Source organism: Actinokineospora pegani, from assembly GCF_009745975.1.
GTDB classification, from domain to species: Bacteria; Actinomycetota; Actinomycetes; order Mycobacteriales; family Pseudonocardiaceae; genus Actinokineospora; species Actinokineospora pegani.
In genome coordinates this window covers 191,862-209,318 of the sequence record NZ_WHOL01000086.1, presented here as the reverse complement: position 1 = coordinate 209,318, position 17,457 = coordinate 191,862, and the positions used below count along the sequence as shown (strand labels likewise).

At 74.3% G+C, this 17,457-nt stretch carries 17 protein-coding genes and 1 riboswitch; of the genes, 8 read left to right on the top strand and 9 right to left on the bottom strand.

What is annotated here, in order from left to right:
* Positions 1–27 precede the first annotated feature (27 nt).
* Both cobO and GCL84_RS14945 read right to left on the bottom strand, forming a co-directional pair.
* Positions 28–642, bottom strand: coding sequence for a cob(I)yrinic acid a,c-diamide adenosyltransferase (gene cobO, locus GCL84_RS14950; protein ID WP_156756060.1), 615 nt, complete (start codon positions 640–642; stop codon positions 28–30).
* A gap of 10 nt (positions 643–652) precedes the next feature.
* Positions 653–2,713: a putative cobaltochelatase gene (locus GCL84_RS14945; protein ID WP_156756059.1), complete on the bottom strand. Its 2,061-nt coding sequence runs from the start codon at positions 2,711–2,713 to the stop codon at positions 653–655.
* A 52-nt stretch (positions 2,714–2,765) separates the two neighbouring features.
* A riboswitch (cobalamin riboswitch) is annotated at positions 2,766–2,842 on the bottom strand.
* Positions 2,843–2,958: 116 nt separating this feature from the next.
* On the opposite strand from GCL84_RS14945, the gene cbiE reads away from it, so the two are divergent.
* Genes cbiE through GCL84_RS14930 form a run of 3 tightly spaced genes read left to right on the top strand, consistent with a single transcriptional unit; the run spans position 2,959 to position 5,626 of the window.
* Positions 2,959–4,152, top strand: coding sequence for a precorrin-6y C5,15-methyltransferase (decarboxylating) subunit CbiE (gene cbiE / locus GCL84_RS14940; protein ID WP_235926263.1), 1,194 nt, complete (start codon positions 2,959–2,961; stop codon positions 4,150–4,152).
* The gene (gene cobM, locus GCL84_RS14935; protein WP_156756057.1) at positions 4,149–4,892 is read left to right on the top strand and encodes a precorrin-4 C(11)-methyltransferase; all 744 of its coding nucleotides are present in this window, start codon (positions 4,149–4,151) and stop codon (positions 4,890–4,892) included. Before cbiE ends, cobM begins: the two co-directional genes overlap by 4 nt.
* Complete coding sequence (locus tag GCL84_RS14930) at positions 4,889–5,626, top strand: cobalt-precorrin-6A reductase (RefSeq protein ID WP_156756056.1); 738 nt, start codon at positions 4,889–4,891, stop codon at positions 5,624–5,626. The genes cobM and GCL84_RS14930 overlap by 4 nt, the downstream gene beginning before the upstream one ends.
* A 164-nt stretch (positions 5,627–5,790) precedes the next feature.
* Here GCL84_RS14930 and GCL84_RS14925 read toward each other — a convergent pair whose 3' ends face one another.
* The 6 genes from GCL84_RS14925 to GCL84_RS14900 all read right to left on the bottom strand — a co-directional run bounded on the left by GCL84_RS14925 (position 5,791) and on the right by GCL84_RS14900 (position 12,542).
* Positions 5,791–7,335 (bottom strand): serine/threonine-protein kinase, encoded by a 1,545-nt coding sequence (locus tag GCL84_RS14925; RefSeq protein ID WP_156756055.1) that lies wholly within the window; start codon positions 7,333–7,335, stop codon positions 5,791–5,793.
* 121 nt (positions 7,336–7,456) lie between these two features.
* A complete protein-coding gene (locus GCL84_RS14920; protein WP_156756054.1) occupies positions 7,457–8,767 on the bottom strand; it encodes a Gfo/Idh/MocA family protein in 1,311 nt (436 codons plus the stop codon).
* Positions 8,764–10,077, bottom strand: a complete 1,314-nt coding sequence (locus GCL84_RS14915) for a M20/M25/M40 family metallo-hydrolase (RefSeq protein ID WP_156756053.1) — start codon at positions 10,075–10,077, stop codon at positions 8,764–8,766. The genes GCL84_RS14920 and GCL84_RS14915 overlap by 4 nt, the downstream gene beginning before the upstream one ends.
* Complete coding sequence (locus GCL84_RS14910) at positions 10,074–10,925, bottom strand: sugar phosphate isomerase/epimerase family protein (protein WP_156756052.1); 852 nt, start codon at positions 10,923–10,925, stop codon at positions 10,074–10,076. Before GCL84_RS14910 ends, GCL84_RS14915 begins: the two co-directional genes overlap by 4 nt.
* A 220-nt stretch (positions 10,926–11,145) precedes the next feature.
* The gene (locus GCL84_RS14905) at positions 11,146–11,736 is read right to left on the bottom strand and encodes a dihydrofolate reductase family protein (protein WP_235926262.1); all 591 of its coding nucleotides are present in this window, start codon (positions 11,734–11,736) and stop codon (positions 11,146–11,148) included.
* Complete coding sequence (locus GCL84_RS14900) at positions 11,733–12,542, bottom strand: alpha/beta fold hydrolase (protein ID WP_156756051.1); 810 nt, start codon at positions 12,540–12,542, stop codon at positions 11,733–11,735. Before GCL84_RS14900 ends, GCL84_RS14905 begins: the two co-directional genes overlap by 4 nt.
* A gap of 312 nt (positions 12,543–12,854) precedes the next feature.
* Between GCL84_RS14900 and GCL84_RS14895 the strand changes: the two genes are divergently transcribed.
* Both GCL84_RS14895 and GCL84_RS14890 read left to right on the top strand, forming a co-directional pair.
* Positions 12,855–13,022: a hypothetical protein gene (locus GCL84_RS14895; protein WP_156756050.1), complete on the top strand. Its 168-nt coding sequence runs from the start codon at positions 12,855–12,857 to the stop codon at positions 13,020–13,022.
* Between the two features lie 45 nt (positions 13,023–13,067).
* Positions 13,068–13,799 (top strand): hypothetical protein, encoded by a 732-nt coding sequence (locus GCL84_RS14890; protein WP_235926260.1) that lies wholly within the window; start codon positions 13,068–13,070, stop codon positions 13,797–13,799.
* Here the strand turns inward: GCL84_RS14890 and GCL84_RS14885 are convergent.
* A complete protein-coding gene (locus GCL84_RS14885) occupies positions 13,796–14,923 on the bottom strand; it encodes an acyl-CoA dehydrogenase family protein (protein WP_156756049.1) in 1,128 nt (375 codons plus the stop codon). The genes GCL84_RS14890 and GCL84_RS14885 overlap by 4 nt on opposite strands.
* Before the next feature lie 116 nt (positions 14,924–15,039).
* Here GCL84_RS14885 and GCL84_RS14880 point away from each other — a divergent pair, with 116 nt between their 5' ends.
* The 3 genes from GCL84_RS14880 (at position 15,040) to GCL84_RS14870 (ending at position 17,439) form a co-directional block, all read left to right on the top strand.
* The gene (locus tag GCL84_RS14880) at positions 15,040–15,501 is read left to right on the top strand and encodes a MarR family winged helix-turn-helix transcriptional regulator (RefSeq protein ID WP_197523252.1); all 462 of its coding nucleotides are present in this window, start codon (positions 15,040–15,042) and stop codon (positions 15,499–15,501) included.
* The gene (locus GCL84_RS14875) at positions 15,498–15,911 is read left to right on the top strand and encodes a DUF5313 family protein (RefSeq protein WP_156756048.1); all 414 of its coding nucleotides are present in this window, start codon (positions 15,498–15,500) and stop codon (positions 15,909–15,911) included. Before GCL84_RS14880 ends, GCL84_RS14875 begins: the two co-directional genes overlap by 4 nt.
* Positions 15,912–15,975: 64 nt before the next feature.
* On the top strand, positions 15,976–17,439 hold the full coding sequence (locus GCL84_RS14870) for a flavin-containing monooxygenase (protein ID WP_156756047.1): 1,464 nt from the start codon (positions 15,976–15,978) through the stop codon (positions 17,437–17,439).
* Positions 17,440–17,457: the final 18 nt, after the last annotated feature.

Below are 17,457 nucleotides of genomic sequence, written 5' to 3'. Positions count from 1 at the left end.
GCTGTCATCCAAGACGTCACCACGCGGTCACCACTCGATGCCCCGCTGGCCCTTGGTGCCCGCGTCCATCGGGTGCTTGACCTTCGTCATGTGGGTGACCAGGTCCGCGGCGTCGACCAGCGCCCGCGGGGCGTCCCGGCCGGTGATCACCACGTGCTGGTGGCCCGGCCGGTCGCGCAGCGCGGACACGACCTCGTCGACGTCGACCCAGCCCCACTTGAGCGGGTAGGTGAACTCGTCGAGGACGTACATGTCGTGCTGCTCGGCGGCGATCCGGCGGGCGATCTCGGCCCAGCCCTCGCGCGCGGCGTCGGCGTGGTCGGCCTCCTCGCCCCGCTTGCGCGACCAGGACCAGCCCGCGCCCATCTTGTGCCACTCGACCGGGCCGCCCTCGCCGGTCTGCTCGTGCACCCGGCCCAGGGCGACCAGCGCGTTCTCCTCGCCGACCTTCCACTTGGCCGACTTGACGAACTGGAACACCCCGATCGACCAGCCCTGGTTCCACCCGCGCAGCGCCAGGCCGAACGCGGCGGTCGACTTGCCCTTCATCTCACCGGTGTGCACCACGACCAGCGGCCGGTTGCGGCGCTGGCGGGTGGTGAGCCCGTCCTGCGGGACGACGAGCGGTTTGCCCTGTGGCATCTCAGACCCCTTACGCGGCGCGTGCGGCGCGGACGACCCCGGCCACCGCGTCTGCGGACAACTCCTCCAGGCGCAGCGGCGTCGCGCCGAGCGCGGTGGTGACCCGACCGGCGAGCCCCAGCCGCACCGGGCCGGACTCGCAGTCGACCACGACCCCGGCGACACCGTCGGCGGCCAGCACCCCGGCCGCGCGCACCGCGTCGCGCACGGCGTCGCCGCCGGGGCGGGCGGGGACGGTGGCGCGGCCGTCGGTCACCACGACCAGCAGGGCGCGGCGGCGCGGGTCGCGCAGCCGCTCCACGCGCAGCACGTCGCGGGCGCGCAGCAGGCCGTCGGCCAGCGGGGTGCGCCCGCCGGTGCGCAGGTCGCGCAGCCGCGCCACGGCCGCCTCCACCGACGACGTCGGCGGCAGCGCCACCGTGGCGCCCGCGCCGCGGAAGGTCACCAGGCCCACCTTGTCGCGGCGCTGGTAGGCGTCGCGCAGCAGCGAGACGACCGCCCCGGTGACCGCCGACATCCGCTTGCGCGCGGCCATCGAGCCGGACGCGTCGACCACGAACAGCACCAGGTTCGACTCCCGGCCCTCGCGCACGGCCTTGCGCACGTCACCGGCCTTGACCACCAGCCCGGCGCCGTCCCGGCCGCGCGCCCGCTGGAACGGCGCGGCGGCGGTGAGGGTGCCGATGAGGTGCAGGCCGCTGCCCTGCGAGGTGGACGAGCGCAGCGCCCGGCCGGAGCCCGCCCGCGACCGCGACCGGCGGCCGGGCGCGCCCTCGCCGACGCCGTCGACCTGCAGCAGCCGGGCGCGGAAGGCGGGGTCGGGGGTGGCCGGGGGCTGGCCAGGGCCCTGCGCGCCCGCACCGGGGTCGGCCGTGGGCTGACCGGGGGCGGGATCGGCCTGGTCGACCGGGGCGGGCTGCTCGGCGGTGTCCGGGGCTGACCCGTTCTGCTCGGGCGGGGCTTGCCCGTTGTCGGGCGCGGGGGACTGGTCGGGGCTGTCCCCGGGCTCGGGGGCGCCACCGCCCGGGGGCTCGGGGTCGGGCTCGCGGTCGGCCTCCTCGGCGGCGTCGCGCAGCGCCTGGTCGAGCTGGTCCTGCTCGATGCCGGGCTCGTCGAAGGGGTCGCGCCTGCGCCGGTGCGGCAGGGCGAGCCGGGCGGCGGTGGCCACGTCCTCCTCGGCGACCTCGGCGGCCCCGCGCCAGGCGGCGTGCGCGGTCGCGGCCCGGGCCAGCACCAGGTCGGCGCGCATCCCGTCGACGTCGAAGGCGGCGCACACGGCGGCGACGCGGCGCAGCTCCCGGTCCGGCAGCGCGACGGACGGCAGCGCGGCGCGCGCGGCGGCGATCCGAGCGGCCAGCCCCGCGTCGGCCTCGGCCCAGCCCGCGGCGAACCCGGCCGGGTCCGCCTCGAAGCGCAGCCTGCGGCGCACGACCTCGGTGCGGGTGTCGATGTCGCGCGAGGCGCGCACCTCCACGGTCAGGCCGAACCGGTCGAGAAGCTGCGGGCGCAGCTCGCCCTCCTCCGGGTTCATCGTCCCGACCAGCAGGAACGACGCCGCGTGCGCCACCGAGACACCCTCGCGCTCGACGTGCGCGCGGCCCATGGCGGCGGCGTCGAGCAGCAGGTCGACAAGGTGGTCGTGCAGCAGGTTGACCTCGTCGACGTAGAGCACGCCGCGGTGCGCGGCGGCCAGCAGGCCGGGCTGGTAGGCGCGCACGCCCTCGGTTAGCGCCCGCTCCAGGTCCAGCGAGCCGATCAGCCGGTCCTCGGTCGCGCCGACCGGCAGCTCCACCAGCCTGGCGGGCCGGGCGGCGGCGGGGGTCTCGTGCGGGCCGTCCGGGCAGCCCGGGTCCGGGTCCGCCGGGTCGCAGCTGAACCGGCAGCCGTCGACCACGGCGACCGCGGGCAGCAGGGCGGCGAGCGCGCGCACCACCGTGGACTTGGCGGTGCCCTTCTCGCCGCGCACGAGCACCCCGCCGATGCCCGGGTGCACCGCGTTCAGCAGAAGGGAGAGCCGGAGGTCGTCATGTCCGACGACAGCCGAGAAGGGAAAGCCGACAGCAGAGGGCACGCCGTTGATCCTCACTCCGGGTCCGCGCCCGGGTCGGTCGTCACAGGGGGCCAGTTCCTGGCTCCCGGGCGGGGACTGGCCCAACCCGGTCACAGTGGCGGGACCGCACCGGACTCACACCGGTTTCCTCGCGCACCCTGTCTTCGGTCCACCGGGGATCGTCGCACCCCGCCGCCCGGGCTACAAGCCACGTGGCGTGGGTCTCCACGGGCCCTGGGTTAGCGTTGGCGCTCGTGGTCGAGAAGGTGACTGTCGTCGGAGTCGGCGCGGACGGGTGGACCGGGCTCGTCCCGGCCGCCAGGGCGGCGCTGCTCGCCGCGCGGGTCGTGGTCGGCTCGCCCCGCCAGCTCGGCCTGCTGCCCCCCGAGGTCGCCGCCGAGCGGGTCGCCTGGCCGACCCCGCTGCTGCCCGCGGTGGAACCCCTGGTCGCCGCGCACGAAGGCACAGTGATGTGCGTGCTGGCCAGCGGTGACCCGATGTTCTTCGGGATCGGCACGACGCTGGCGCGCCACACGGCCGTCCACGTCATCCCGCACCCGTCGTCAGCGTCGCTGGCCTGCGCCAGGCTGGGGTGGGCGCTCGACCGCACGACGGTCGTGAGCTGTGTGGCGCGACCTGTGGAAAGGCTGCACTCGGCACTGCACCCGGGGGTCCGCCTGCTGATCTTGAGCGAGGGTGCGCAGACGCCTGCCGCGGTCGCCGCGCTGCTCACCGACCGCGGCTTCGGCCCGAGCCGGATGACCGTCCTGTCCGACCTCGGCGCGCCCGCGGAGACCGTCGTCGAGGGGACCGCCTCGACGTGGTCGGGCGCGGTGGGCCCGCTGAACGTCGTCGCCGTCGAGTGCGCCGCCGAGCCGGGGGCGCGCAGGCTGCCGCGGGTGCCGGGGCTGCCCGACGACGTGTTCGAGCACGACGGGCAGATCACCAAGCGCGAGGTCCGCGCGCTCACCGTCTCCGCGCTCGCCCCCGAGCCCGGCGAGCTGCTCTGGGACGTCGGCGCGGGCTCCGGCAGCGTCGGCATCGAGTGGTCGCGGACCGACCCGACCTGCCGCGCGGTCGCCGTCGAGCCCCGCGCCGACCGGGCCGACCGGGTCGAGCGCAACGCCCTGGCGCTGGGCGTACCGGAGTTGCGGCTGGTCCGGGGGTCCGCGCCGGCCGCGCTGGACGGGCTGCCCGAGCCGGACGCGGTGTTCGTCGGTGGGGGAGTCACGGCCGAGGGCGTGCTGGACGCGTGCTGGTCGGCGCTCGAGCCGGGCGGCCGGATCGTGGTCAACGCGGTGACGGTGGAGTCCGAGGCGCTGGTCGTGCGCTGGCGCGGCGTGGTCGGCGGGACGCTGACCAGGCTGTCGGTGGCGCGGGCGGCCCCGATCGGTGGGTTCACCGGCTGGCGGCAGGCCATGCCGATCACCCAGTGGGTAGCGAGCAAGGAGCGAGTGTGACCGTCCACTTCATCGGCGCGGGCCCGGGCGCGGCCGACCTGATCACCGTGCGCGGCCAGCGGGTCGTCTCGGCCGCGCCGGTCTGCCTGTACGCGGGCGCGCTGGTCCCGGTTGAGCTGCTGGACCTGTGCCCGCCGGGCGCGCGCAAGGTCGACACGGCGGAGCTGACGCTGGACGAGATCATCGGCCTGCTGGTCCAGGCGCACCAGGAGGGCCACGACGTCGCGCGGCTGCACTCGGGCGACCCCTCGGTGTTCAGCGCCATGCACGAACAGATGCGCAGGCTCGACACGGCGGGGGTGCCCTACGAGGTCGTGCCCGGCGTGCCCGCCTTCGCCGCCGCCGCCGCGACCCTCAAGGCGGAGCTGACCGTCCCGGCCGTCGGCCAGACCGTCGTGCTCACCCGCACCTCCGCCCGGGCCACGCCGATGCCCGAGGGCGAGGACCTGGCCGCGCTGGGCCGGTCCCGCTCGACGATGGTCCTGCACCTGGCCGTGCAGCGGATCGACGAGGTCGTGGCCGACCTGGTCCCCAACTACGGCTCCGGCTGCCCCGTCGCCGTCGTCGCCTACGCCTCCCGCGCCGACGAGGTGGTCCTGCGCGGCACGCTGGCCGACATCGCCGAGCAGGTGCGGGCGGCGGGCATCAAGCGCACGGCCGTGATCATCGTCGGTCGCGTGCTCAACCCCGGCGCCTACTGCGAGAGCCACCTCTACTCGGTCGAGCGCGAGCGCCCGTGAGGCGCTACCTCATCCTCGGCGGGACCGCGGAGGCCCGTGCGCTCGCCGAGCGGCTGCACGCCCTGCCGGACACGCTGGTCGTGTCGTCCCTGGCGGGGCGGGTGCGGCGGCCCCGGCTGCCGGTGGGACAGGTGCGGGTCGGCGGGTTCGGTGGTCCGGCGATGCTCGCGGCCTACCTGGCGGCCGAGCGGTTCGACGCCGTCGTGGACGCCACCCACCCGTTCGCCGAGCGGATCAGCGCCTCCGCGGCCCAGGCCGCCGAGCTGTCCGGGACCCCGCTGCTGGTGCTGCGCCGCCCCGGGTGGACCGAGCGCGAGGGCGACGCCTGGCACTGGGTGGACGACCTGGTGGGCGCCGCCGCGCTGCTGCCCGAGCTGGGGGAGCGGGTCTTCCTGACGACCGGCAGGCAGGGGCTGCCCGCGTTCGCCGAGTGCCCCCAGTGGTTCCTGGTGCGCTGCGTCGACCCGCCGGAGCCGCCGCTGCCCGCCCGGCACGAGCTGCTGCTCGACCGCGGCCCGTACACGCTGCCGGGTGAGCTCGGGCTGCTGCGCGGGCACCGGATCGACGTCCTGGTCACCAAGGACAGCGGTGGGCCGCTCACCGCCGCGAAGCTCGACGCGGCCCGCGAGCTGGGAATTCCGGTGGTCGTGGTCCGCCGCCCGGCCACGGGTGCCGCGCCCGTCCTGTCCGATGTCGCCCAGGCGCTCCGCGCGCTGACCGAGGGTGACGACTGAAGACCCGACCACCGTGTCGACGGCTTCGGTGAGCGGTCACCCGAGGCCCCCGATCTGTCTCACCTGGTGCAGCGGCTTGCCGAGCAGGCCATCGCCGGTCCCCGGTCTCGCTGTGGGACCAGACGCCCCCGCCCCACCCAGCCACGGGCAGGGCACACCACCACCTAGATGATCGAACTGGTGTTGATCTTCCACACCCCGTTCTCGGAAACCAGCCCGAACCGGGTCCGCTCAGTGGAACGACTGCCATTGGTGCGGACATAGGTGATCGTGGCATCCACCTGGTTGTTCCCGCTGGAGGAGATGTCGCTCACGCTGACCGCGGAGAAGCCCGCCCAGAAGCGCTGATAGCTCTCGAAGCTCTTCGACGTCGCGCTCTGGTAACTGGCCGTGAGCCGGTTCCAGTTCTGCTCGGTCCCACCAGGCATCGCCGCGTAGTAGGCGGAAACAGCCGAAACCTGCGCTTCGGGCGAGTTGTCGGCAGGCGGCGGGGGTGGGGGTGACGGGGGAGGGGTCGACGTGGGCGTGCTGGTGGTCGTGCGCGACGAGGTGGTGGGAGCGGGTTCCTCGACCGGCGGCTGCTCCGGCTCGGGTGTGCTCGGCTGCTCCGTCACCGTCTCGTAGGTCGTGGCGGGCGGCGCGGCGGTGGGCTCGTCCTGCCCCGCCTGGTTCAGCGCGACCACGATGACCGCGACCGCCAGCAGGACCACCACGGCGACCGCGCCGACCAGGACACCCTTCTTGCGGCGCTCATCGTCCTCTGCGACCGGCGGCTCCGGCGCGACAGGGTGCTGGACGGCCGTGGGGAGTGGCGCGGCGGCCGCCGCCGGGGTGCTCATGCGCGTGGTCCGCAGCGACGGCGCGACCTGGGTGGGCACGTCGGCGGCCGACCAGTCGCGCGTGGTGAGGATGGCGCTGACCTTGGTCATCGTCGGCCGCTGCTCGGGGTCGACCGCGAGCATCGACATCAGCAGGTCGGACATCGGGCCCGCGTGCTGCGGCGGGTCGACCTGCCCGGAGGCCGCCCGGTGCAGCAGGGCCATCGCGTTCTCCTGCCGACCGAACGGCGAGTGCCCCTCGATCGCGGCGTAGAGGGTCGCGCCCAGGGAGAACACGTCGGAGGCGAAGGTGGCCGAGTGGCCCTGCGCCACCTCCGGGGCCAGGTAGGCCGGGGTGCCCGCGATGTTGTCGGTGGTGGTGCCGGTGACGTCCTCGACCAGCCGGGAGATGCCGAAGTCGGTGATCTTGACCGTGTCGTCGTGGCCGAGCAGCACGTTGCCCGGCTTGACGTCGCGGTGCACCACGCCGACCTCGTGCGCGGCGGCCAGCGCGGCGGCCACCTGCGCGCCGATCTCGGCCACCTCGTCCAGCGGCAGCGTCCGCTGCTCCTGGAGCACCACCGACAGGTTCGTCGACGGCACGTGCTCCATCACCAGGTACGGCTCCCCGTCGTCCTCCACCACGTCGAACACGGTGATCGACGACGTGTGCGACAGCTTGGCCGCGATCCGGCCCTCCCGGATCGCCCGCCGGTTCACCTCGGCGACCTCGGGCGCGCTCAGCGACGTGGGCACGCGCAACTGCTTGACGGCCACCGTCCGGTGCAGCCGCTCGTCGTAGGCCTGCCAGACGACCCCCATGCCACCCGCGCCAAGCTGCTTGGACAGCCGGTACCGCCCGGCCACCAGCCGGTCGTCCTGCTCGCTCATCTCGATCTCCACCCCGCGCGCGTCACCCCATCAGAGTGACACGAACAGGTGACAACCAAACAGCTTGGTGTCCCACCCGGCGTGGCGGCGGCCCGGGTTGTCGCGCCGGGACGAAAGGCGCTCAGACCTCTCCCGGCCGGAACCGCACCGTGTGGCCCACCCGCAGGTCGAGTTCGGCGGCGGTGAGGAGCGAGTCCGCCGCCACCAGGATGTTGTAGTGGTTGGGGAAGTGGCACTCGTCGAACCCGGCGACCGTCCCCACGCGCCGCCCGGACCCGGTCCACACCTCGTCGCCGCGCTGCACGACCGTCGCCGCGGTGAACTCGGCGAAGCCGAGGAACCCCACCCGGTCCACCCGGTCGCCCTCGCCGCGCGGCTGGTCCACGGTGGTGACCAGCTCGTGCACCTGCCCGGCCTGCACGCACCGCGACTCCCACGGCGACAGCACCATGCCCCGGTCGTCCCGGCTGTGGAACATCAGCGCCACCATGCGCGCCTCCGCGTCGTCCTTGACGCACATCCGCGGCCTGCTCTCCTTCGCCCGCGCCACCCGGTAGGCCGCCGCGACCAGCGCCACCAGGTCCGGGCCGGGGTCGGGCGTGCCGGGACCGGCCTGCACGGCGTCGTGGAACGCCGACAGGATGCCCCGGTACTCGTGCGCCAGCGACGCCTTGAACCCGGAGTGCCCGGCCAGCAGGTCGGCGGTGCGGCTGGTGCCGTCGCGCAGGTCCACGGTGACGTCCTTGACCTCGCCGGTCGGCAGCGCCCAGTCCAGCTCCACCCGCACCGGGATGCCGCCCGCGTCCAGGTCCAGGTCGGCGCAGTGCTCCGCGCCGCCGCGCACGTCGCCGATGGTCGCGTCGACCAGGGCCAGGTCGCCGACCAGCAGCCGCACCGCGTCCAGGGCGTTGGGGCCGTTGTCGATCAGGCAGCCGCCGCCGCAGCGGGCCGGGTCGAGGTACCAGCCCTCGCCGCCGGTGTGCTCGGCGATGTTCTCCAGGTACCGCGCGGTCACCCCGGCGATCTCCGAGCGCGGCGGCAGGGAGGCGGCCAGGGCGCGCAGCGTGCTGTTGTACCGCCGGTGGAAGGCGGTGAACAGCACCGTCTCGTGCGCTGCGGCGGTCTCGGCCAGCGACCGCGCGTCGTCGGGGTCGATGGCCAGCGGCTTCTCGCAGCACACCGCGATGCCCCTGGTCAGCGCCGCGCGCGCCACCTCGGCGTGCAGGTCGTTGGGCAGGGTGATCACCACCGCGGCGACCAGGCCGGAGTCGAGCAGCGCGTGCGTGTCGGTGAAGCAGGCGACCTCGGGGAACTCGGCCAGCTTGTCCTGGTCCAGGTCGCACACCGCGACCAGGGTCAGCCGGGGGTCCTCGGCGAGGGCGTCGAGGAAGTAGCGGGAGATCGTGCCGAGTCCGATGACGCCGAGCTTCATCCCTGGCTCCTTGGGTGGTCGGTGGCCGCCGGGTCCCGGACGTGGGCGCCGAAGGCGTGCACCAGGGCGCGCACCCGGTCGGCGTAGGTGTCGAGGTCGTCGAGGCGGACGTGCTCGTCGGGGGTGTGCGCGCCGTCGCGGTCGAGGAGGCCGGGGCCGCAGGCGACCACGTACCGGTCGCGGTCGGGGGCCCAGATGGCGTCGCAGGTGAACGCGGTCCCGTCGGCCACCCCGTCGTGCCGGGGCAGCCCCGCCGCGCCGAGCACCGCCTCCATCGCCGCGTCGCGGTTGGCCAGCGGCGGCAGCCCGCGCTTGACCCAGTCCAGGCGGACCACCCGGGACCAGTCGGCCAGCAGGGTCCTGGTCAGCGGGTTGCCCGCGAAGCGCTCGGCGAACTCCGCGCCCGACTCGGCCACCGCCCGCTCGACCGCCACCGCGAGCTCCTCGGCGGCGGCCGTGTCGTGGTAGGCGATGTTCAGCTTCAGCTCGCCCGTCCCGTGCACGCGGTTGTGCGACTCCCCGGTCCGCAGCCCGGACACGCACACCCGCGCGCCGAGCCGCTCGGCCAGCGGTCCCAGGCGCTCGGTCAGCCGCGCCGCGAGGAAGCCCAGCGCGGTGGTCGCGTTGTGGCCCTCGGTCGGCCGGTCGTCGGTGCTGTCGTGCCCCCGCACGGACACCACCGGGGTCATCGTGGCGCTGCACGCGTCCAGCGCCCGGCAGCCGGTGGGCTCGGCGAAGACCATCAGCCTGCCCACGCACCCGGACTCCACCAGCCAGCGGGTGCCGTGCACGCCCATCGCGCCGCCCTCCTCGCCGGGCACGCTGGCCACCAGCACCTCGATGTCGCGGGCCAGCGACGGGTCCTCGGCCAGGGCCCGGGACACGCCGACCACCGCGGCCACCCCCGGGCCCTTGTCGTCCACCGTGCCGCGCCCGCGCACCACCCCGTGGCCGAGGGCAGGCGGGATGTGCGGGCCGACCGTGTCCAGGTGGAAGTTGAGGACCATCCGCCGCGCGGTCGGCTGCGGGTCGCCCACGCCGACCACCACGGACGGCTGCGCCGCCAGCCACCCGGCCCGGTCCCGCCCGGCCGCGGCCCGCACCGGCGCGGGCACGTCCGGCCGGTCCAGCTCGTCGGGCGGCGGGCTGTCCCAGCGGCGCAGCGCCAGCCCGCGCTCGGCGGCCCCGCCCGCGAACAGGCCCTGCGCCCGGGAGAAGCCCGCGAGGTCGCCGCCCTCCAGCGGGGACACGGTCGGCACGGACAGCAGCGCCAGCAGCCAGTCCCGGTCCTCGGCGCGCAGCCCGCTCACCTGGCCGCCACGGGCGCGCCCGCGACCAGTTCCCGGAAGGCGTGCACGCAGTCGGCGTAGGCCTGGACCCGCCGCGCCGGGTCGGCCTCGGCCAGGCCGAGGTGGGGGAACAGCGCGACGTGCGGCTCCAGGCTGAACCACCCGGTGTACCCGGCCTCGACCAGCAGGCCGACGCACTCGGCCAGCCGCGCCTGCCCGGACCCGGGCAGGCCGAACACCGCCCGCCCGCACACCCGGTGGCCGTCCTTGACGTGCACGTGGTCCACGTGCGGCAGCACCGCCTCGAGGAACGGCAGCGCCGCGTAGCCGTGCTCCAGGCCGTTGCCGGTGTCGAACAGCAGCCGCAGCGCGGGGTTGTCCACCTCGGCGAGCAGGTCCAGCGCGCGCCGCGGGTCCGCGCCCGCCCAGCCCACGCAGTTCTCCACCAGCAGCGTCATCCCCAGTTGCTCGGCGACCGCGGTCAGCTCGACCATCCGCGCGATCACCGCGGCGCGCCACTCGGGCCCCGGCCTGCCGTCGGACGGGTAGGACATGACCCGCAGCCGCGAGCAGCCCACCTCGCCCGCCGCGCGCGCCGAGGCCCGCAGCACCCGCAGGTCGTCGGCCAGGTCGGCGGCGATGGTGGTCGACCAGTCGCCCAGCGGCGTGTCGATCACCGGCACGCTCAGCCGGGCGGCGGCCACCGCCTCGGCCACCTCAGCCAGCCCCCGCTCGTCCAGCTCGTGCAGCCGCTTACCGCCGACGCTCCGCAGCTCGATCGCCCGCAGCCCCAGCGCCCGGTGCGCGGCGACCTGGTCCGCGACCTCCTCCGCCGCCTCGTCGCCGATGCCGCACACCCGAACCGCCATGGCACTCCCCGTCCTGATCGGCTCCCAGAGCTACCACCGGCCGGGGCCCGGGGCGCGCGCACCCACCCGATGGTGGAGAAACTTCCTCGTCTGGGTCGGAGAGATCACGGCCACCGGCGCGTCCACCGCCAAGCTGCCGACCTCCAGCGCCACCGCCGTCCAGCGAACCCTGGTCACGGCCGGGGCGTGGTGCACGCCCGACAGCAGCACCGGCACGCGGCTATCGGGCGCGGTAGGTCAGATGGGTGACCTTGGGCGACTGCACCGCCCGGATCGGGGTGAGCGCCAGGTCGAGCCCCGCGAACGGCGACTCGCCCGCGCCGAGGGTGACGGGGGACTGGTGCAGCAACAGCTCGTCGATCTCGCCCGCCGCGAGGTAGTGGCGCACCGTGGCCGCCCCGCCCGCGATCGCCACCCGGTTCGAGCCCGCTGCCTCGCGGGCCAGCTCCATGGCCCGGTCGGGGCCGTCGGTGACGAAGTGGAACGTGGTGCCGCCCCGCATCTCCAGGGGGTCGCGGGCGTGATGGGTCAGCACGAACACCGGGCAGTGGTACGGCGGCTCCTCGCCCCACCAGCCCCGCCAGGACAGGTTCCACGGGCCGCGGTCGCCGTCGAACATGTTCCGCCCCATCAGGTAGGCGCCGATGCCCGCGTCGGCCTCGGCGACGACCCTGGCGTCGACCGGGTGGACGTCGCCGAACGACCAGGTGTGCACCTTCTCCCCGCCGACGCCGAGCGGGTGGTCGGGGCTCTGGTCCGGTCCGGCGGTGAAGCCGTCGAGCGAGATCGCCATGCGCGCGATGGTGGTCACTGGGTGCTCTCCTCGAACAGGTTGGTCAGGGTGGTGGCGAACGCGGCCGGGTGCTCACCGAAGCCGCCGTGGCCGCCGGGGACCGTGACGGCGCCCACGCCGAGGCGGGTGGCGAGGGCGAGCGTGGCCTCGTGCGGCGGCTCGCCCGCCGAGTCGGCGCCGACCAGCGGCACGACCGGGACGGCGAGGTCGAGCGGCGGGGTGTGGGTGGCGAAGCCGGGGACCTCGTAGCCGATGAAGAAGTCGGCGTTGACGCCCATCCGCAGCGCGGCCGCCACCGCGTCGGGGGTGTCGGGCCCCTCCGCGCCGCCCGCGGTCATGCCCATCGCCGCGCCGAAGACGCCCAGAGCCGGGATGTAGCCGCCCTGGGCGTAGGCGGCGCCGATCTCGGAGACCATCCGGCGCCAGCGGTCGGGGTCGGGGAGCAGTGTCAGCAGGGGGGCCTCGTGCGCGGCCAGCAGCCGGACGTCCCCGGGGTGGCGGGCGGCCAACTCCAGGCCGATCAGCGCGCCGCTGCTGTTGCCGAACACGAACGCCGGGCCGCCGCCGACCTCGGTGATCAGCCGGTGGGCGTCGTCGGCGTGCTCCTCCACCCGCTGGACCGCCCGCTCGCCCGCGAGCGGGCTGCGGGAGTTGCCGCGCCGGTCGTAGCTGAGCACCGTGAACCGCTCGGCCAACGCGTCGGCCAGGTCGCGCAGGCCCCAGGCGTCGTAGACCCCGCCGCCGATCAGCAGCACGAGCGGGCCGCAGCCGCGCACCTCGTGGTGTAGCCGCGCGCCTGCCACGGCCAGCGTTCGTGTCCTCACATCGTCCTCCGTCTTCGTGGCCCGGGGCCATCTTCACTCCGAGGTCGAAGCCGGGGTCGGGAGACCGACGGAGGTCAGGTCACGGTCGAGTAACGGCGCTCGGGTCCGTGGCGGAGTGCTCGGGGACCAGGGCGTTGCGGGCGGCGCGACCACACCGGACGGTGCCGCCCGTTGACCGGTTCAAGTGGACGTACCCCCCGTTACCGTGGGGTCCACCGTGTATCGCGGCAGACACAGTTGGTTGAACTCGGTCCGCACGGGGCATGTCACTGAACACGACAATTCGTCAGGTCCGTCGGAAGGGTCACCCTCATGAACACCACGGTCCCCACCACCGAGAACATCTCCGCCGCCTTCAGCACCCCCGAGGACGAGGCGTTCGGCGCCTGCTTCTGCCCCGAGTTCGCCCCGGGCCGCCGCGAACTGCACATCGCGGGCCAGCCGGGCTGCGCCTACGACGTCCACGCCGACGTCGCCTGACCCCTTCTGCTTGGCTGTCCCCGGCAGCGAGGTCGGGGAGGGCGCATGCGCGGGCACGACGGCAATCACGCTGGCGATGAGACCGAGCCAGAAGAGGGCGCGCGGGGGTGGGCGACAACGCTCACCGGCGCGGCCGCCCTTTTCGTGTTGCTGCGCTTGCTCGCGGTGGCGCACTACGACTGGCACACGGCCTTCGCCCTGCTGCACACGCTGGACTTCGAGGACGCGCCCGCGATCTTCCTCGGCACCTTCATGGCCAACCGCGTGGTCAGCACCGTCCTGCTGGTCGGCCTGACCTCCTTCACCCTCTTGGCCTGGACCGCCCGCGGTCGTGCGGGCCGCCGCGGCCGGGCCGCCCACCTGGCCGACCCGCGCCGCTGGCTGGGACCCGCCCTGCTGACGGCCGTGCTGATCGCCATGGTCGTCGCGCACATCCGCAGCTACCGCAGTTGGGGCTTGCTGGTCGCCGTCGTGCTGCTGGCGCTGGTCGTCCCGCTGCTGGGCCGGGTCCGCGAGCACCCCCGGTTGGGCCGCGTGGTCTCCGCCGTGCTGCGCCAGTCCAAGGTGCTGGTGATCGTCGCCGCCCTGGTGTGCGCCGCCGTCGTCAGCACCCCGTGGGTTCCGCTGGAACGCGTCGAAGTCGAGGACGGGACCCGCGAGGTCCACGTCTTCGACGTCAGCCCCGGCTTCGTCAAGGTCTTGGACGCGGACACCCGCGAGTTCCACATCTACCGCGAGGACGAGATCCGCACCCGCGTCGAACTAGCCGACCACTAGTACGCCAGGCCCGCCCCCGCGCCCAGCAGCGAGACGCCGCCGGTGCCCAGCCAGCCCTCGGCCGAGCCCGCGTGCTGGCTCATGGTGTGCGCGTCGCGGAAGCGGCGCTGCAACGAGGACGAGTCGCGGGCCGCGCCGCCGCCGCCCGCCCGGTAGCAGGTGTCCACGGCGGCCACGCAGGTCTCGGTGATCCAGGACAGGGTGGCGCTGGCCTTCGGGCTCGACGGGTGCCACGCGGCCGGGTCCGCCCAGAACTCGTCGGCGACCTGGGCCAAGAGGGCGCGGGCCGCGCGGACCGATGCCTCGGCGCGGCCGAGGTGGACCTGGAAGACGGGCGAGTCCACGAGGGAGGCCTTGGCGTAGAGGCGCTGCTTGCCCCCGGTCGCCAGGGCCACCACGTCGTCGATCGCGCCCTGCGCGGTGCCGACGGCCACGGCGGCCATGTGCAGGACGCAGTGGACCAGCGGGGCGTTGTAGAGGCCGCCGGGGACGCAGGCGGTGCCGGTGAAGATGTCGAAGGTGTCGGGGCAGCGGGCCTCGGTGACGGCGATGTCGTCGCTGCCGGTGCCGCGCAGGCCCAGGACCCGCCAGGTGTCGATCACCTCGGCACCGGGCAGCAGGGCGGCGCGCATGACCGGGACGCCGTTGTCGCCGATGACCGGCGTGCCGCCGTCGGTGACCACGCAGTTGCCGAACAGCAGGTCGGCGTGGCGGGCGCCGCTGCAGAAGTTCCACCGGCCGGACACGCGGTGGCCGTCGTCGACCGGCTCGGCGGTGCCCTGGGCGTTGAAGCCGCCCGCGACGACGACGTCGGGGGAGTCGGCGTAGAGCGCGTCGAACCGCTCGCGGGGCAGCAGGGCCAGCAGCATCGGCGACTCCGAACCGATCATCACCGTCCACCCGGTCGCGGCGTCGGCCCGCGCCAGCCGCTCCAGCACGGCGATCCCGTCGCGGGGGCCGGTCTCGGCGCCGCCGTGCGAGCGCGGGACGAACATCCGGAAGAACCCGGCCGCCTTGAGCTCCTTGACCAGGTCGACGGGCAACTCCCGGCCCGCGTCGATCTCGTCGGCGCGGGCGGTCAGGGTGGGGGCGAGGTCGTGGGCGGCGTCGAGCAGGGAGGTCATGGCAGGTCCTTCCGGGCGGTGTCCGTTCTGAGGGGTTCTCGTGTCGTCGCCCACTCCCGTTAGGGGTCCGCCAGATAATTGGTACGCTAACGATTGGTGTACCAAAGGAGTGACCGTTGGCTGAACCGGAGATCGACCTCGGCGAGGACCCGTTGGCCCTGGAGCGACAGGTCTGCTTCGCGCTGTCCATCGCCGCCCGCGGCGTGGTGGCCATCTACCGGCCGCTGCTCGAGCCGATGGGCCTGACCCACCCGCAGTACCTGGTGATGCTGGCGCTGTGGGGGCGCTCCCCGCTGACCGGCAAGGAGTTGTGCGGGCTGCTCGCGCTCGACCCCGGCACGCTCACCCCGCTGCTCAAGCGCCTGGAGGCCGCGGGCTACCTGCGCCGCGACCGCCACCGCGACGACGAGCGCGCGCTCGCGGTCACCCTGACCGACGAGGGCCGCGCGCTGCGCGAGCAGGCGTTGACGATCCCCCCGCGGGTCGTCGCCGCCCTCGGCATGCCGGTGCCCGAGTTGGAGAGCCTGCACGCCGCCCTCACCCGCGTCATCGCCGCCGCGAGACAGGAGCAGTCATGACGACCCCCGGCCCGGGCCTGCGCCTCTGGTACGCCGTCGGCGGCAAGCTGCCGCGCCGCCACGCCGACTACGTCCTCAAGACCGCCACCGACCGCTCCTGGCTGGCCCGCTTCGCCCTGCGCGTGCTGATGCGCGCGGTGCTGCCCTCCACGGTCCTGATCACCGCCGTGCTGCTGGTCGCCCTGGACGCGCCGCTCGGCCTGGCCCTGGCCTGCGGGGCGTTGGGTCTCATCGTCGGGATGTACTACGCGCTCTCATATTCGATCGAGAGCGTCGAGGGCCTGGTCGGCCGCTACGGCTTCGAGCCCGGCATCGCCGCCCGCATCCGCGAGGAGCGCAAGGAGGCCCGTGACCCCGGCCGGGACGCCCGCTACGCCGAGCGCTACCGCCGGGACGGTTCCGCGAACTGACCCTACTCCCGGTAACTTAACGGTGGTAAGTTAGCCGGAGTCATCCGCGCGGAAGGGGATCGGCATGGCCGCCGAACACGAGACCGAACACGTCGACGTGCTGATCGTCGGGGCCGGGCTGTCCGGCATCGGCGTCGCGAGCCACCTGCGGCGACGGCTGCCGGGCAAGAGCTACGCGATCCTGGAGGGCCGGGGCGCCATCGGCGGCACGTGGGACCTGTTCCGCTACCCGGGCGTGCGGTCGGATTCGGACATGTTCACCCTCGGGTACGCGCACAAGCCCTGGACCGGGGCGAAGTCGATCGCCGACGGCGAGTCGATCCGGGAGTACATCCGGGAGGCGGCCCGCGAGAGCGGCGCGGACGAGCACATCCGCTTCCACCACCGCGTCGTCGCCGCCGAGTGGTCGAGCGCCCAGGCGCGCTGGACGGTGACCGCCGAGCGCTCCGACACCGGCGAGACCGTCGTGCTCACCTGCTCGTTCCTGTTCACCTGCACCGGTTACTACCGCTACGAGCACGGCTACACCCCGGACTTCCCCGGGGTCGACGAGTTCGAGGGCGCGCTGGTGCACCCGCAGTTGTGGCCGCAGGACCTGGACTACAGCGGCAAGAAGGTCGTCGTCATCGGGTCCGGGGCCACCGCGGTCACCCTCGTCCCGTCGATGGCGGGCACCGCCGAGCACGTGACGATGTTGCAGCGCTCGCCCAGCTACGTGCTGACCCTCGGCGCCCGCGACCCCATCGCCGACCGGCTGCGCAAGCTGCTGCCCGACCGCGCCGCCTACGCCGCCACCCGGTGGAAGAACGTGCTCACCGCGACGCTGTTCTACCAGCTCAGCAAGCGCAAGCCGAAGCTGGTCAAGGACTTCCTGCGCAAGGACGCCACCCGCAGGCTGCCCGAGGGCTTCGCCGTCGACACGCACTTCAAGCCGCGCTACGACCCGTGGGACGAGCGCGTGTGCTTCGTGCCCAACGGCGACCTGTTCCGGGCCCTGCGCAAGGGCGGGGCCTCCATCGTCACCGACCGGATCAAGACCTTCACCAGGACCGGGATCGAACTGGAGTCCGGCGAGCACCTCGACGCCGATGTCATCGTCACCGCCACCGGCCTCGACGTGCTAATGCTCGGCGGCATGACCGTGACCGTCGACGGCGAGAAGGTCGACCCGTCGAGCCGGGTGGCCTACAAGGGCGCGATGCTCGGCGGCGTGCCAAACGCGGCCCTGGCCATCGGCTACACCAACGCGTCGTGGACGCTCAAGATCGACCTCGTCGCGCAGTACGTGTGCAGGCTGCTCAAGCACATGGACGACACCGGGAACCGCGTGGTGACCCCGAAGGAGCCCGACGCCTCGATCGAGCGGGTGCCGTTCCTGGACCTGCAGTCGGGCTACGTGCGCCGCGCCGCCGACCGGATGCCGCAGCAGGCCGCCCGCGCGCCGTGGCGGCTGCGCCAGAACTACCCGGCCGACGTGCGGACCCTGCGCTACGGCCCGGTGACCGACGAGGTGGAGTTCAGCCGTTGATCCGCTGAGCCGATCCCC